Source organism: Sporosarcina sp. HYO08 (assembly GCF_001563475.1).
Lineage (GTDB): Bacteria > Bacillota > Bacilli > Bacillales_A > Planococcaceae > Sporosarcina.
The window spans coordinates 181,742-197,791 of the sequence record NZ_LPUT01000027.1 but is presented as its reverse complement, the minus strand read 5'-3'; the positions used below and the strand labels follow the sequence as shown (position 1 = coordinate 197,791).

Below are 16,050 nucleotides of genomic sequence, written 5' to 3'. Positions count from 1 at the left end.
CACCGCCGCATAGTATTATTTTTCAGATACGGCATTTACTAACTTGTGGATTGCCGGTATATCTGCTGGTGCCCAGTTTAATGATGATAGTTCTTTCCTGGATACCCACTTAATTTCTGCATGTTCCGAAGCTTTCGGTTCCCCTGAAACAATTTTCGCCATAAATGTTTCTAATCGAACGATCACTTGCTCATATTCGTAGATTGTATCATCAACCTGATTAAAAACTTCAATCACACATCCTAATTCTTCTTGAATTTCTCTACTTAGTGCTTCTTCTTTTGACTCGCCATTTTCTATTTTCCCACCTGGAAATTCCCAGTAATTAGGGAGCACCATGTCAGGTCCCCGTAATGCGCATAGAATTTCCCCGTTTTCATTTTCAATAATTGCACCTACAACATGTACTGTTTTTTTAATTTTCCTCACCTTTTCTTTCTGCTTATATCAATACCTGTTCGAAATTGTCTGTTTTCAAACATTATCTAATACTCCCTACTAATTATCAATAACCATGCCGTTCATCAATACACTTTACCGCCCTAAATTCACGAGTGCCTGTCACCGTTACTTTTGGTTATTAGGTTTTATAGTATTATGGTGACAGGCACTCGGATGTATACAGAATTGCAATCAAACCTTAACTCAATCTGGCTTATTCATTCCCTATTTCTTCCCTATTCATCAAAAAGCATATTCCTTCCCTGCACAGGCCACACTAAAACAAACAGAAAGGAATGATGAAATTGGCTTTGGAAAATGTACAAGTGGCAAATTTGAATACGGAGCAATTAGCGGATTTGAAAGAACTGGAGAAAAAATTAGGAGTCACTTTAGTAGCTTATGAACAAACTTCTTAACTAGAATTCACGAGTGCCCGTCACCGTTGCTTCAGCTAATGGTTTTTACTATTACTCGAAAACCACTATTTACAGATGTTGTAGTGACAGGCACTCGGATGTTTATACGCAAAAAAAGACCTAGACTTCATCGTCTAGGCATTAACACTTGAGAGATATGGGGTTTTGAGTGATTGGTACAGGGGCGGCACTGCTAGGTTGAATCCCTAGTCGGATTGGGCTCGGTATTGTTTTCCACTCTCCGTCGAAAGTGCCCCTCGGCGGGCCAGAGATGTGCCGCGTCTCTGTTAGTAGTAGTATATGGATGTTTGCTAGATTTTATACATGGGGGGGGAAATTAATGTAAAACTGGCGAGTGCCTGGCACCGTTGTACTTTGCTGCAGGATTTTTTGGATGACTGAAAGAATGCTTTTTTCATGGCGTGGTGGTGACAGGCACTCGGATGTATTCCCGAAGATCAGTTCAAACAAAAAAACCGCATTTCTGCGGTTTTTTCACTTTCCCTACAATTATTTCCCAATTATTTGTCGATTTCCCGGGAAATATCGAGAATTATTTCCCTGCTGTTTCATAGTAAGCTTTCATTTCTGCTTCTGGTACCATACTGCCGCCTGTTGCCCAAACGAGGTGAGTGGCTTGAGAAGAATTGGCCCCTTCTGCTTGTTCGCGAATCACCTGCACTGGACCTGTCATACCTGCAAGCGCAGATGGCTCCAGGCGAATGTCTTCTGAATCGGCAAGGAGTTTCAACAAACGGAACATCGTTTTATCTGCAATCGTATAACACCCTGCTAAGATTGGCTCGACCGTTTTCCCAACAAACCCCGATGCCGTGCCCACTGCAAGTCCGTCTGCTGCTGTTCGATTATCCAATCCGAAGTCATGGACGGAAATTTTGTCATGCAATCCCGTCATTAAACCAAGCATCATACACGGGGAATCTGTTGGCTCCGCAAAATAGCAATAAACATGATCACCGAATGCTTGTCTTAGGCCAAATGCCACGCCGCCCGGACCTCCGCCGACGCCGCAAGGTAAATAGACGTAAAGTGGATGATCCGCGTCAACTACTGTCCCCCGTTCTTTCAACTGAGCCGCTACGCGTTCCCCTGCAACCGCATAGCCTAAAAATAAATCTAACGAATTTTCATCGTCAATGAAATGACAAGTTGGATCTGCTTCCGCCTGTTTACGGCCTTCTTCAACCGCCTTACTGTAATCATCGGCATACTCGACAACAGTTACCCCTTTTTCACGCAACATATCTTTTTTCCACTGTTTCGCATCTGCGGACATATGAACCGTTACGTCGAAGCCAAGCTTCGCACTCATAATACCAATACTTAGTCCTAAGTTCCCTGTTGACCCGACTGCTATTTTATATTTCGAAAAAAGTTCTAGAAACTGTGGATCTGCAAGTTTTGCATAATCATCTTCTGTTGTCAGCAAATCGTGTTCAATCGCAAGCGTTTCCGCATGCTTCAACACTTCATATATGCCGCCGCGCGCTTTAATGGATCCGGAGATTGGAAGCGCATTATCTTGTTTCAATAAAAGCTCACCCGGAATATCCAAACGGTATTCTTGTTCAAGTACTTCCTTCATATTCGGAATGGCAGTAAGCGGGGATTCAATAATGCCGCCCGATGCTCCTGTTTCTGGAAAAACACGTTGAATATAAGAAGCAAAACGCTTCAGCCGATCCGATGCATCTTGTACGTCTGCTACCGTTACACCTGTCTTAGAAAGCCCCGTCACTGCAGACTCAAGTGCCGGATTTTGCCATAAAACTTCTTTGCGTTCCATCATTTGCCCGATAAGCGGCTGTTTTTCTGTCCATTTATTTAGTTCGTTCTGATCTAACATTTTGAAACGACTCCTTTTTTCTGAATCTTGCAAGAAGATTATAACATGTCTCCGTTTACAACCGTTATTGAAACCATTCCCTGGAAAGACACACACGCTCTCTTACATTGTCGAATAGATTATACTAACGAATCTATCTGGTGGTGATGACAATCGAACTGCCCGCAATACTCAACGAACGATTTTGCGGAGGATCGACACCGGTTCGAGGAGGCGTTCCAACAGTCGATGGGAAATCATTTCGAAGAGTTCATTGCTGGTACACAAATACGGCATAACGTATTTGGGCCCGGGGATTCATACGTGTTTGAATTTTCTGCGGCATCCACTATAGACTCATACTGAATGGGGGATTCCCCAAAAGGAGATGATCCGATCCTCGCTAGGTTCTCCATTATTTTAAAACTCCATTAACAAAAGAAGCTGAGTGATGAATGAAATCCATTCATCACTCAGCTTCTTCCTGTCTTTATCACCTGAACCAGCCTTTCTCTTTAAATAAAGAAATGGCTTCGATTCGATTCCCCACACCAAGTTTTTCCAAAATGATTGAGATATAATTGCGTACAGTTCCTGGAGATAAAAAAAGCTCTGCTGCGATTTCCTTCGTCGTTTTTCCTTCTGCAATGAGCCCAAGCACTTGACTTTCCCGCTCCGTCAATGGGTTTTCACCTTCGTCTTCGTATGCGAGATCGACTAATTCCGGCGCGTACATTCGCCTGCCATCCATAATCATTCGAATCGCATGGACGAGCTCTTCAATTGGACTATCTTTTAATAGATATCCCCGTACACCTGCTTTACGGGCGCGTTCAAAATAGCCAGTTCTTGCAAATGTCGTCAATATAATGATTTTGCACGCTCCACCGTGGAGTGCTTCCGCTGCATCTAGCCCCGTTTTCACAGGCATTTCGATATCCATAATACAAATATCCGGTGCAAGTTCATGTACAAGCTTCACCGCTTCTTCCCCGTTTTTTGCTTTGCCGACGACTTCCATATCGTCTTCCATATCTAGTAAGGACGCAAGTGCGCCAAGCATCATTCCTTGATCTTCGGCGAGGACGATCCGAATCACTCTCATCACCTCTTCATAATATGTGTCAAAATTACTGGAACACGAATTTTTAATACGGTTCCTTTTCCACTTTCAATATCCAATCTGCCATTAATAAATTCAAGCCGCTCCCGCATTCCTTGCAAACCGCTTCCCGCCGATGTTTCTCCGCTCCGCGTAATGCCAATGCCATTATCTGCTACGGTGATCACATACTCATCCGGGGTTTGAAAAAATGTAATACGACAAGAATTGCCAAAGCTATGCTTCACGACATTTGTAACGGCTTCCTTTAAACACATACTTAAAACATTTTCAGCAATCGTTGGAATATCCGTGAAAACCGGCTCTCCTTCGATCGTAACATCCATTTCCGCGGCCGATAAAATTTGTCGAATGCGGACGAGTTCATCTGTTAACTTCGTTGCCCGCATATCCGTTACAAGCTCCCGCACCTCTTTCAATGCAATGCTTGCTGTTTGGCGGATGTCCTGCAGCTCTCGGATCGCCTTTTCTGGATTTCGCGTGACAAGCTTGCCGGCCAAGTCACTTTTCAAACCAATTAGTGAAAGCTTTTGACCAAGCGTGTCATGTAAATCACGCGCAATGCGTTCCCGTTCTTCAACGATAATCAATTCAGAAATTCTTTCTCTTGCATATTCTAACTGCCCTTCCAAGTTTTCTCTTTTATTTCGATAATATAAATTAAACGGCAGCAAAACCGTCCCAATGACCGATATAAGAATGAAATGAAATTGTGGCAAAAACAATTCGATTTCAATAAAAAACCCCGTAGCAATGGCACCAATCGTAAAGAAAATATGTAGGCCGTACATAATGAAAAAGCCGACTGTGCTCCGAATGTTCCCGATGAAGGAAGCTGTGAAAATCGATAAATAGACATAGCCAAAAAGTAGGGTCATCGCAATATTAATGACCATTTCAAAGCTCAGCCACATATAAACGAGCCCGCTTTTCGATTTAAAGGAAAAGCGATAGGACAGGAAAAATAGCAAGATGAGCGAAATCCCAACCGCAATTTCGATTGGTGACGATGACCTGAAAATAAAAAAGAACGGCAAAAGGCAAAAAATGGCCCATGCGTAAATACTTAACCATGGACTTTTCGGGAAAATACTATACCAACTTTGCATACGTGCCACCGTCCTTCACTTCATCCATTGTATCAAAATAACGGCGGAATAATGAAATAGCCGCCTCTAAATAAACCCGAGACGGCTGTGTACATTATTCCCCTTCAAAGCTTGTTTGCTTAGGTTTCAGGTTAATTGCAGAACGTGAGGAACTAAGCAAGGGCTTCACTTCTTTAAACGCGACAAATGTTTTATTCGCCGGGTCGTATAACCGATAACGAAGAGATTCCAAGCTTGTTTTCATCGTGATTGTAGTTGCTTGGTGAAGCGGCGGCGTAGACTCATGCGCCATTTCTAAATTGTAATTTGGAACGCGCGGCGCCAAGTGATGCACGTGGTGGAAACCAATATTTCCTGTCACCCATTGAAGGACACGTGGTAATTTATAATACGAACTACCTTCAACAGCAGCTTTCACATAATCCCATTCAGACTCCTCTTCAAAGTAAGAATCCTCAAATGTATGCTGAATGTAGAATAACCAAATGCCAAGCAACCCTGCCACAAACATAATTGTGCCATGAACGATCAGGAATGCTTGCCATCCGACAAGGAAAATGACACCTGTGTAAAGAACTGCAAGAATCACATTTGTTAAATACGTATTGTTGCGCTCTTTCTTACGCGCATCTTTACGGTTAAAGCGGCTTGAAATGAGCACGAGATAGAGCGGCCCAAGACCAAACATGACCAATGGGTTTCGGTAACAGCGGTACATGAACCGTTGCCATTTGGAAGCAGCAACATATTCATCGATCGTCATCACCCAAATGTCTCCAACGCCTCTTTTGTCGAGATTAGAGCTTGTTGCGTGGTGAATTGAATGCTCTCGTTTCCATTTTTCATAGGCAAATAATGTTAAAACACCCGTAATCGTACCGACAGTATCATTCGCTTTTTTGTTTTTAAAAAAAGAGCCGTGCGTGCAATCATGAAATATAATAAATGTCCGAACGACAAATCCTGCCGCGACAACGGCAATGCCAAGTGTCAGCCAAATAGAGATAGACAGGCTCTGATAAGCCAAAAACCATAACAATAGAAACGGCAGAATCGTATTTATCATTTGTCTTATACTTTTTTTCAAATCCGATTTTGCAAAAGGTGCAACATCTTTGTGAAGCTGCTTCGTTTTTTCTTTACTCATTTTATCCTCCCTCAATCGGTTAGTCTTTCCTACGATCATCTTTTGAGTTCATCATAAAATAAATACAGTCAAAGCAGTAGGCGCAAATGTCACAAAGAATTAATGACAAGCGTCATTTATTGTGAAACGATTCACAAAACTCCTCTCACTAATTTATTTACTGATAATTGTAAATTTACCTTCCATTCAGTTATTAATTATGTTATATTTATAAACATTACAGTGATAATACAAAAAACAGCTAAAAATTATAGTGTATTCAGAATTATTGCTGTAAAACTAGAACTTCTCAAGGAGTTTATCGTTATGGATGATATTCACAAAAAGATTAAAGCTTTACGTCTCCAAAAAGAAATGACGTTAAAGGAGCTTAGCGAAGAAACAGGGTTGTCCCTTAGTTTTCTATCCCAGATAGAAAGAGGTGCGTCATCTTTATCTATTACTTCTTTAAAGAAATTAGCCGATGCATTAGACGTTTCGATGATTTTCTTTTTTGAAGAAGATAAAAATCACCAAAACTATTTATTACGTAGAGAAGAGCAAAAAAACTTCAAGATGAATGGCGGCCAACAAATTTACGCTCGCTTATCAGGTTCATTTCATGATCGAAAACTTGAGCCTATAAAAGTGATTCTTCCGCCAAATATGAGAGAAGAACATAGTTATAGCCACCCTGGCGAGGAATTTTACTATATTCTTCAAGGGGAAGTCATTTTTTATTTAGATGACACTCCTCACCGGATGAATGCTGGGGATACCATTCATTTTCCATCTGAAATATTACATGCGTGGGAAAATCCAACGTCAAAGGAAACAGTTATTCTTAGTGTAACTACCCCTATAATTTTTTAACTATTCAAAGGAGTGTGTCTTTATGAGAGTTGCAACAGATATCGGAGGAACATTTACAGACCTAGTGTACGTTGATGAAAATGGACAAATCGGTATTGCTAAAAGTAATACAACACCTCCCCACTTTGAAAAAGGTGTTTTAGATGTCCTCAAAAAAGCTGGTGTCGATCAAGCGCAGTTATCTATGTTTATCCATGGTACGACAGTCATTATCAATGCATTAACAGAGCGTAAAGGCGCAAAGACCGGTTTAATCACGACGAAAGGATTCCGTGATATTTTAGAAATTGCACGTGGGAATAGACCTGATCTATTTAATGTCCGTTACAAAAAACCAGAACCTTTCGTAGAGCGCTATTTACGACTGGAAGTAGATGAGCGGCTAAATTACAAAGGGGAAGTCTTATCTCCATTACAAAGGTCAGAAATAGAAGAATGTGTAGAGTACTTCAAAAAAGAAGGCGTTGAGGCAATTGCAATTTCCTATATGCACTCTTATGTAAATCCTGCGCACGAACAAGAAACAGCTACTATCATCAAAGAGTTATGGCCAGAAGTACTTGTAACAGCTTCAAGTGATATTACGCAAGAGTGGAGGGAATACGAACGGACAAATACGGCAGTTTTAAATGCTTATGTCCAACCAGCAGCCACAACGTATATCAATAACTTAGAAAATAAACTTCGCGAGCAAATTGACATTGAACAGCGTTATATTATGCAGTCAAATGGCGGAACGACAAAGTTTGAAAATGCTAAAGCAGCTCCTATTAATATGGTCGAATCTGGTCCAGTTGCGGGTATTTTCGGTGCGGCTGTCCTTGGAGAGATGATCGGTGAAGAAAATATCATTGCATTTGATATTGGAGGAACGACGGCTAAATGCTCATTAATTGAAAATGGCGAGGTCAAAGTTTCAACGGATTATTATATCGAAAGAGATAGCCGTAATGCTGGTTACCCAATTAAAGCCCCAGTTGTCGACATTATCGAAATTGGAAACGGTGGCGGTTCAATTGCATGGATTGATAGTGCCGGATCGTTAAAAGTAGGACCACAATCTGCTGGTGCCATGCCTGGTCCGGTGGCATACGGATTAGGCGGGACAGAACCTACTACAACCGATGCGAACCTATTAACAGGTCGTTTATCAGCCAAAAACTTCGATTATGACGTTGACTTAGAGAATGTGAGAAACGTCATTCAAGAGAAAATAGGAAATCATTTTGATATTTCAGCTGAAGAAGCTGCACTCGGCATCATTCGAATTGCCAACTCAAATATGTTAAATGCATTAAAACTGATTTCCATCCGTAAAGGTCATAATCCACAAGACTTTACACTATTAGCCTTCGGTGGTGGAGGTTCGATGCATGCTCCTGCATTAGCACTTGAGCTTGGTGTTAAAAAAGTTGTTGTTCCAATTGCATCACCTGTGTTCTCTGCTTGGGGCATGTTAATGACTGATTTGCGTCATGATTACATTCAAACTTATATCAGAAGAGTGAATGAGCTTTCACTGCAAGAAATGGATGCTCAATGGAAACAAATTGAACAGCATGCGCTTGATCATTACGCTCAAGAAGGAATGCCCGCGGACCAAGTTGAATTCCACCGTTTTGCAGATATGCGTTATTTAGGACAAGAACATACAGTAAAAGTTCCTGTACCAAGTGGTCGTTGGTCGGAAGCAGATAAGGCAACAATTATTGAGGAATTCCATAATTTACATGAAAAGAATTATACGTTCAGATTAGAAGACTCCCCTACCGAAATTGTTAACTTGCATGTTACGGCTTTCGGTAAAGTTCCAAAAGTGACAATCGGAAAAGTTAATCGATCCGGATCTATAGAAGAAGCTAAAAAGGAAAATCGAAACGTTTACTACGAACAAAAAGGTTGGGTAGATACGCCTGTGTATGATCGTGAAAAATTGCCAGCTAATGTTGTCATCTCTGGCCCTGCGATCGTCGAGGAAAAGGCAGCAGTAACAGTCATTTATGAAAGTCAACAATTATATGTAGACGACTATGGCAATATCATCATTGAAACGGAGGAGAAATAACATGACAACTACTTCTGTTAAAGTGGATCCATTTACATTGGAGATCGTCAAAGATTCCCTACTAGCTGCCGGTGATGAAATGTTTGTTGCATTAGCACGCACTTCAATGAGTCCAATTATTTACGAAGTACTTGACTATGCTAGTGGATTGACGGATGCAAAAGGAAATCTCTTAACACAAGGAAACGGTGTCACTGGTTTTATAGGAATGCTTACATTCATGGTAAAAGAGACGCTTAAAAAGTATCCTGATGATCAGCTTAAACCGGGCGACGTAATTATCATAAATGACCCCTATAACGGAGGAGGTTCTCACCTTTCCGATGTCGGACTTGTCATGCCAATCTTCTACGAAGGGGAACTCATTGCTTTCTCTGCAAATAAAGCCCACTGGACTGAAGTTGGCGGAAAAGACCCTGGTTCATTTACAAACGATGCAGTAGATATCTTCCAAGAAGGACTACAATTTAACTGCATTAAATTATATGACGAAGATCGTTTAAATGAAGGGATCGTTGAAATCATCCGCTCAAATGTTCGGTTCCCAGATTTATCACTCGGTGATATGTGGGCACAAGTTGCCGCTTTAAGGACAGGAGAACGCAGATTGAAAGAGCTATGCGATAAACATAGCAAAGAAACCATTTTAGCTGCAATTGATTATTTGTTAGATCATGGCGAGATCATTTCTCGTCAAGAACTTCAAAAACTACCAAAAGGTGTTTTTGAGGCTGAAGATTACATTGACACTGACGGCATGGGAAATGGCCCCTTTAAGATCAAAGTAAAGGTAACCATCACGGATGATGAATTTATTTGTGATTTCCGGGGCAGCCATCCACAAGTTCCCGGCCCCATGAACTGTTCCTATACAGGGCTTGTTTCAGCAGTCCGGGTCATTTTCTTGGCCATGACAAACCCAGAACAGGACGTGAATGACGGGGTTTTCCGACCGCTAAAGGTCATTGTGGATCCAAAATCAATTATGTCAGCTGAACGACCGGTACCAGTTTCCAACTACTTTGAAACTTTACTCGGAAGTCTAGATTTGATTTGGAAAGCAATGGCTCCGCATTTACCAAATCGTTTAACAGCCGGTCATCACCTTTCTGTCTGTTCAGTTACGTTAACTGGTAATCATCAGGACACGAATGAGCCATTTTTAATTGTGGAACCTTCAGTTGGGGGTTGGGGTGGAGCACTTGGTCAAGACGGAGCTTCCGGCCAATTCTGTGTAGCAGATGGAGAAACCTATAACGTTCCAGTAGAAGTAGCGGAAACAAGATATGGCGTTCTAATTGATGAATATAGCTTGCGCCAAGATGGGAACGGAGCTGGCGCCGGTGAATTTATTGGAGGTAAAGGTGTCATACGGGCTTATCGTGCGTTATCTGACGGACAAGCAGCTACTATCACTTACGGACGTAATAAGTTCTATCCATGGGGAATGAACAAAGGAAATGAAGGTTCCCCTAATGAGTTTTATATTCATAAGGCGAATGGTGAAGTTGACGGTCCTTTCGGGGTTTACCCACGTTATAGACTCCAGAAAAATGACGTAGTCCGTTTAATGACAGGGACAGGTGGAGGGTATGGCGATCCACTTAATAGATCGGCAGCACAAGTTGCACAAGATGTTAAAAATGGGTATTTCACCGTGGAGGAAGCAAAAGAACACTTTTTAGTAGAAGTCGATCGAAGCACATTCGACTATCAGGAACTGCCTGGAAGAACATCGTAATTTGGAGGAATTGCTATGAAAATTGAACAACCAAAAATCACAGAAGAAATTGTCCAAACACTTTTTCAAGATCAATTTGAAGGTGCTGACGTAAATTTTGGCTTTGTCTCTATACCTGCAGGAGAAAAATTGCCGAAAGAAGGAACAACTTCCCATGAAGAGCATGAATATTCCTTTATTCTTAAAGGAGCTCTTTCAGGCGAAAGCGGTGGAAAACCTTTCACGATTACAGAGGGTCAAGCGTCTTATATTCCAGCTGGAGAACCGCATTGGTGTGTAAATGAAGGAAACGAAGCATGTGAGCTTGTCTATGCACTGGTGAAAGTCTAATAGGAAATAGATTGAGTAAATGAAACTCTTGAATAGGAAGCGATGCATTTCTCCTTCCTATTCTTTTTTATTATCAAAAAGGATGTGAAATAGAATGGTACAAACAACGAATGCCCCAACAAGGGTAAAAAAGACTTCGGCCGAAGGTTTCATGGATCAGGACCAAGCGTTAGATTCAATTCCTGAATCCGCACGGCAACATTGGATTACCCCTACGATGATTTTTGGCGGATTAGAATTTACCATTCCGGTATTAATGGTTGGGGCTGCACTTACTGCCAGTTTCGGACTTTCTAAGATTCTTTTAATACTAATTATCGCACTATTCGGGTTCCAGTGGATTGGCAACACATTGCAAGGCTATATCGGAGCCAAAACCGGACGTTCATCTTCTGTTATTTCACGTGCTAGCTTTGGGGCTGTTCAAGCAAAAGTAATCGTTGGATTTACAATCTTTATCGTTTCGCTTGGTTGGTGGGCCTTACAAACCGCGGTAGCTGGTAACGCGATCTCCGCGATGTTCGGTATCGATTACCAGCATAATTGGATGGGCTGGGCAATTGTGACAGTTGTTTGTGGGTTACTTTTTGCCCTCCCTTCAATTATTGGTTATAGTTCTATGAAATGGACGGATTATATTGCAGTTCCTGCTGGTCTTGTTTTAATTGCCGGCGGAATCTACTATGCGATGCGAAATATTGGTTGGGATACGATTACATCTTGGCAACCGACACCCACAATGACAATTTGGGCTGCGATTAGTCTTGTTATTGGGGCTAACGTTTCTCAATGGGTCATTGCATCGGATTATACGCGTTATGCTAAACCAACATGGAAGGATAATTTTATTATCCCGAGTGGAATCATTCTTGTTGGCTTACCGCTTTTTGTAGTAGGGGCTGTGATGGCTGTAGGCGTTGGCGATGCAGATATTGTTAACGTCATGATGGGATTAGGTTTTCCAATTTGGGGCTTTTTAATTTTATGGTTTGCGACATGGACTTCCCAATTAGTCAATAACTATAGCATGGGGTTAGCTTTGGCAAACATTTTTAATGTGAACTCAGGTAAAGGCCGGGCCCTTCTTACGCTGTTAGGTACAATCCTAGCGATTATCGTTGCATTAATGGGGATTCTTGACTACTTTATGGATTTCCTTTACTTAACAGCCTTATTGTATCCTGCTATTGGTGGAGTAATGATGGCAGATTTCTTCTTCATTAGAAAGCAAGAATGGGAAGACCATGATGGATGGAATTGGATGGCAACCATTGCAATGGCTGCCGGTATCATAGTCGGGTATTTCACACAATACGTATCGCCGTGGGGTCTCCCGGCAGTCCAATCGCTCATCGTCTCCATTGTTGTATATGTATTTGCTATGAAAATTAAAAAGAATGTTGCACCGGATCAATTTACGGTCTAATCGTAACGAAAAAGGCTACAGACCTCGTCTAGGAGTTTTCTGTAGCCTTTTTTAATTTAATTGTCAACTTGTTTTGTAGTCGAATCAATTAACAGCGCAAAACAGTTCCTTTCCCCTTACAAAATAACTAACTCTTTCGTAGAAGGAGACAACACTTCACAGCCCTCTTCCGTGATGAGGAGCATATCTTCCACTCGCGCCCCCCCGACATCCTTTACATAAACACCCGGCTCAACCGTTACAACCATATTCGGCAATAGTATTTTCTCGGAGTCTACTGAAAATAATGGTTTTTCGTGTACCTCAAGTCCAATGCCATGACCTGTTCCCGTCCCGGAAACTTCGTTGTACCCTGTCTCTATTAACACTTCACGCATATATTGATCGACTTCTTGATCCGTTAAACCAGGCTTCAAATGATCAATGCAATTTGTAAATGCCCGGTGGACAACTTGATGCACTTCTTTTAACGTATCGCTCGGTTCGCCTAGCGCAACCACTCGGGAAATGTCCGACCAATAGCCATTATAATTTGTACCGAAGTCAATCGTGATCATGTCGCCTTTTTCCAGTACTTTGTCACTTGCTCGGCCATGCGGCAACGATGCCCTTTTTCCAGAAGCAACGATTGGACTAAACGTCCCAGTCAAACCGCCATTTTTCTTAATAAAGCTTTCCAGTTCACCCGCAACATCCAATTCAGTCATGCCCGGACGAATGATCTCTAAAATATGAACAAATGCATCATCCGTAATTTTAGTGGAAATGCGAATGTTTTCAATTTCTTCTGCTGACTTTACCATGCGCAAGTTTTCAACTACGTCATATGTTGGTACGAGCGTCGTATCAAGGAGCGTCTCCAATCGCGCGTAATTGCCATAGTTTAAATGTTGCTGTTCAAAGCCAAGCTTTCGAATCCCCATTTGTTTTACTTGCTTCGCGACTTCGTCATAGATTTTATGCTTATGACCCGTATGCTCCGCATGCAATACAACATCCAACCCCGTTTGCTTTTCTGCCTGCTCAAAATAACGATAGTCTGTTACAAAACGCACGTCGTCTGCTGTGACAATAAGGATGCCATTGCTTCCTGTAAATCCTGACAAATATCTTCGATTCCAATCCCCGTTAACGATCAAACCATCTACTTGTAGTTCATCTAATTGTTTTTGCAACTTTTCAATACGATTCATTCCACTTCCCCCATTCTCATCTTATTGAATAAAATAAACTGGAAAAACTGTTGCCACGACAAGCATCGCTACACCGACAAGCAATAAGTAACGTGTAAAAGAAAATTTCATCGGCAAGGATGCGATTACTTGTCTTTCCCCATTTACTTCCGACACGTATTCTTCCGCTTTCGACGTCGATTTTAAAAACTTACGAAAGCTCAGAAAGAAAAAATTAAAAATTCCCTTTTCCAATAATAGAAAAGCGCCCCCGCACATAAAAAGAACGAGTCCAGTCAGAAAAAACGTATCCCAAACTGCCATTCCAACGTCTAGGACGAACAAGACAAGCGCCAAAAATCCGATCGCGGCAATTGTCCAACACAATCCTTTTCTCATACGAACAACATCTCTTTCTGCGCTGCTTGTTTGTATTGCATAAACTCCGCTTCCGTGCAGGCAACCCAATGCCCTTCTACTACTTCTCTTAATTGATAATCCGACGCCGACATATCCCATTCCGTTTTATGTACACGTTTTCGTGTTTTTTCAATGTTCGGATCGGGGACAGGGATCGCGGATAACAACGATTTCGTATACGGGTGAAGCGGGTTCGCATACAGTTCATCACTTTCCGCCACTTCAACGAGCTTCCCTCGATACATCACCCCAACGCGGTCACTAATATATTTCACCATCGAAAGATCATGCGCGATGAACAAATAAGTTAACCCTTTCTCCCGCTGCAACTTTCGCAGCAAGTTCGTAATTTGTGCTTGAATCGATACATCCAATGCTGAAATTGGTTCATCCGCGATGATGAACTTCGGTTCAACAGCGAGAGCACGCGCGATGCCAATTCGCTGTCTTTGCCCCCCACTAAATTCGTGTGGATAGCGATTGGCGTGTTCTTCTAGTAAACCAACCGTTCTTAGCAACTCATAAACCTTTTCCATGCGCTCTTGCTTTGTTTTATATAACCCATGAATATCCATGCCCTCCGCAATAATGTCCGCTACCGTCCACCTCGGATTCAATGAAGAATACGGATCTTGGAAAATCATTTGAACTTCTTTGTTCAAATTGTTTTGTTGTCGAATATCGACACCTTTGAACAGTATTTCGCCATCCGTGGCATCGTACAAGCGAATCAATGTCCGACCAGTCGTTGATTTCCCGCAGCCTGATTCACCAACAAGTCCGAACGTTTCCCCTTTGAAAATATCAAATGTTAAACCGTCTACCGCTTTAATGACCGACTGGCGGCTGTCCGGGAAATGTTGCTTCAACCCTTTCACTTCCAGCAGTTTTTCCTGCCGAACTGACTTTTGGACCCCAACCGTTTTAGATTGCTTCTTCACCTTGATTTTCTCATCGATTTCCTTTGCTTTTCCTACTGCCTTTTCATGGAGCAGCCACGTCGCTGCATAATGTGTATCTGATACTTTGAACATCGGCGGGTCATGTAGAAAGTCGATTTTCAATGCATGTTCATTACGCTCGGCGAAAGCATCTCCGACAGGCGGGTACAAGAGATTTGGAGGTGATCCCGGAATCGTTTGCAGTTCATCCTGCCCCGTGTTTAAATCCGGCATGGCCGCAAGCAACCCTTTCGTGTAGGGGTGCTGTGTGTTGTAAAAAACTTCTTCCGTCTTGCCGATTTCCACAATTTTCCCTGCGTACATAACGGCAACCCGGTCTGCAATATTCGCAACAACCCCTAAATCATGGGTAATAAATATGATCGATGTCCCCATTTTCAGCTGTATTTCTTTTAACAATTCCAATACTTGCGCTTGAACCGTCACATCTAAAGCCGTTGTCGGCTCATCCGCAATTAAAATCTCCGGGTTACAAGCAAGCGACATGGCAATAATAACCCGTTGCTGCATACCGCCTGAAAACTGGTGCGGATATTGCTTCACACGCTGTTCTGGATTCGGAATGCCGACGAGATGCAACAGTTCAATCGCTTTTTCCTCCGCTTCTTTTCGAGGCAGCTTTTGATGCACCATAATCCCTTCCATAATTTGATGACCAATTGTCATCGTAGGATTCAAAGATGTCATTGGATCTTGAAAGACGATGGAAATGTCTGCACCGCGGATCCCTCGATATTCTTTCGACGAGAGTTTCGTAATGTCCCGATTTTTATACATAATTTTTCCATTCACGATTTTCCCGGACGGTTTTGGTACTAGCCCCATAATACTTTTCGACATGACCGATTTCCCTGATCCTGATTCACCGACAATTGCAAGTGTTTCCCCTTTATATAAATCGAACGAAACACCCCGAACAGCTTTTACTTCGCCATCGTACGTATCAAAAGAGATGTGCACATCTTCTACTGTTAAAATTTTCTCCACGTCCATCACC

At 42.1% G+C, this 16,050-nt stretch carries 13 protein-coding genes; 5 read left to right on the top strand and 8 right to left on the bottom strand.

Features of this window, described 5'->3' with window-relative positions; genetic code table 11:
- Window positions 1-15: 15 nt before the first annotated feature.
- The 5 genes from AU377_RS10185 to AU377_RS10165 all read right to left on the bottom strand — a co-directional run bounded on the left by AU377_RS10185 (window position 16) and on the right by AU377_RS10165 (window position 6,085).
- Window positions 16-420 carry a (deoxy)nucleoside triphosphate pyrophosphohydrolase gene (locus tag AU377_RS10185; protein ID WP_067407888.1) on the bottom strand — a complete coding sequence of 135 codons (405 nt, stop codon included), beginning with the start codon at window positions 418-420 and terminating at the stop codon, window positions 16-18.
- 993 nt (window positions 421-1,413) lie between these two features.
- Window positions 1,414-2,727: a D-serine ammonia-lyase gene (locus AU377_RS10180; RefSeq protein WP_067407628.1), complete on the bottom strand. Its 1,314-nt coding sequence runs from the start codon at window positions 2,725-2,727 to the stop codon at window positions 1,414-1,416.
- 472 nt (window positions 2,728-3,199) lie between these two features.
- Window positions 3,200-3,805 carry a response regulator transcription factor gene (locus tag AU377_RS10175; protein ID WP_067407626.1) on the bottom strand — a complete coding sequence of 202 codons (606 nt, stop codon included), beginning with the start codon at window positions 3,803-3,805 and terminating at the stop codon, window positions 3,200-3,202.
- 5 nt (window positions 3,806-3,810) lie between these two features.
- On the bottom strand, window positions 3,811-4,938 hold the full coding sequence (locus tag AU377_RS10170) for a sensor histidine kinase (protein WP_067407624.1): 1,128 nt from the start codon (window positions 4,936-4,938) through the stop codon (window positions 3,811-3,813).
- Between the two features lie 94 nt (window positions 4,939-5,032).
- Window positions 5,033-6,085, bottom strand: a complete 1,053-nt coding sequence (locus AU377_RS10165; RefSeq protein ID WP_067407622.1) for a fatty acid desaturase — start codon at window positions 6,083-6,085, stop codon at window positions 5,033-5,035.
- A 306-nt stretch (window positions 6,086-6,391) separates the two neighbouring features.
- Between AU377_RS10165 and AU377_RS10160 the strand changes: the two genes are divergently transcribed.
- The 5 genes from AU377_RS10160 (at window position 6,392) to AU377_RS10140 (ending at window position 12,499) form a co-directional block, all read left to right on the top strand.
- A complete protein-coding gene (locus tag AU377_RS10160) occupies window positions 6,392-6,937 on the top strand; it encodes a helix-turn-helix domain-containing protein (protein WP_067407620.1) in 546 nt (181 codons plus the stop codon).
- Between the two features lie 22 nt (window positions 6,938-6,959).
- Complete coding sequence (locus tag AU377_RS10155; RefSeq protein ID WP_067407618.1) at window positions 6,960-9,002, top strand: hydantoinase/oxoprolinase family protein; 2,043 nt, start codon at window positions 6,960-6,962, stop codon at window positions 9,000-9,002.
- 1 nt (window position 9,003) lies between these two features.
- Window positions 9,004-10,743 carry a hydantoinase B/oxoprolinase family protein gene (locus AU377_RS10150; protein ID WP_067407616.1) on the top strand — a complete coding sequence of 580 codons (1,740 nt, stop codon included), beginning with the start codon at window positions 9,004-9,006 and terminating at the stop codon, window positions 10,741-10,743.
- Window positions 10,744-10,758: 15 nt separating this feature from the next.
- The gene (locus AU377_RS10145) at window positions 10,759-11,073 is read left to right on the top strand and encodes a cupin domain-containing protein (protein WP_067407614.1); all 315 of its coding nucleotides are present in this window, start codon (window positions 10,759-10,761) and stop codon (window positions 11,071-11,073) included.
- Window positions 11,074-11,224: 151 nt separating this feature from the next.
- The gene (locus AU377_RS10140) at window positions 11,225-12,499 is read left to right on the top strand and encodes a cytosine permease (RefSeq protein ID WP_067407887.1); all 1,275 of its coding nucleotides are present in this window, start codon (window positions 11,225-11,227) and stop codon (window positions 12,497-12,499) included.
- A gap of 116 nt (window positions 12,500-12,615) precedes the next feature.
- Here AU377_RS10140 and AU377_RS10135 read toward each other — a convergent pair whose 3' ends face one another.
- The 3 genes from AU377_RS10135 to AU377_RS15875 are packed head-to-tail and all read right to left on the bottom strand — an operon-like array spanning window position 12,616 to window position 16,040.
- Entirely contained in the window at window positions 12,616-13,692 is a 1,077-nt protein-coding gene (locus AU377_RS10135; RefSeq protein ID WP_067407612.1) for a Xaa-Pro peptidase family protein, read from the bottom strand.
- Between the two features lie 21 nt (window positions 13,693-13,713).
- Window positions 13,714-14,070: a DUF3899 domain-containing protein gene (locus AU377_RS10130; RefSeq protein WP_067407610.1), complete on the bottom strand. Its 357-nt coding sequence runs from the start codon at window positions 14,068-14,070 to the stop codon at window positions 13,714-13,716.
- Window positions 14,067-16,040, bottom strand: a complete 1,974-nt coding sequence (locus AU377_RS15875) for an ABC transporter ATP-binding protein (RefSeq protein WP_082732004.1) — start codon at window positions 16,038-16,040, stop codon at window positions 14,067-14,069. Before AU377_RS15875 ends, AU377_RS10130 begins: the two co-directional genes overlap by 4 nt.
- Window positions 16,041-16,050 lie beyond the last annotated feature (10 nt).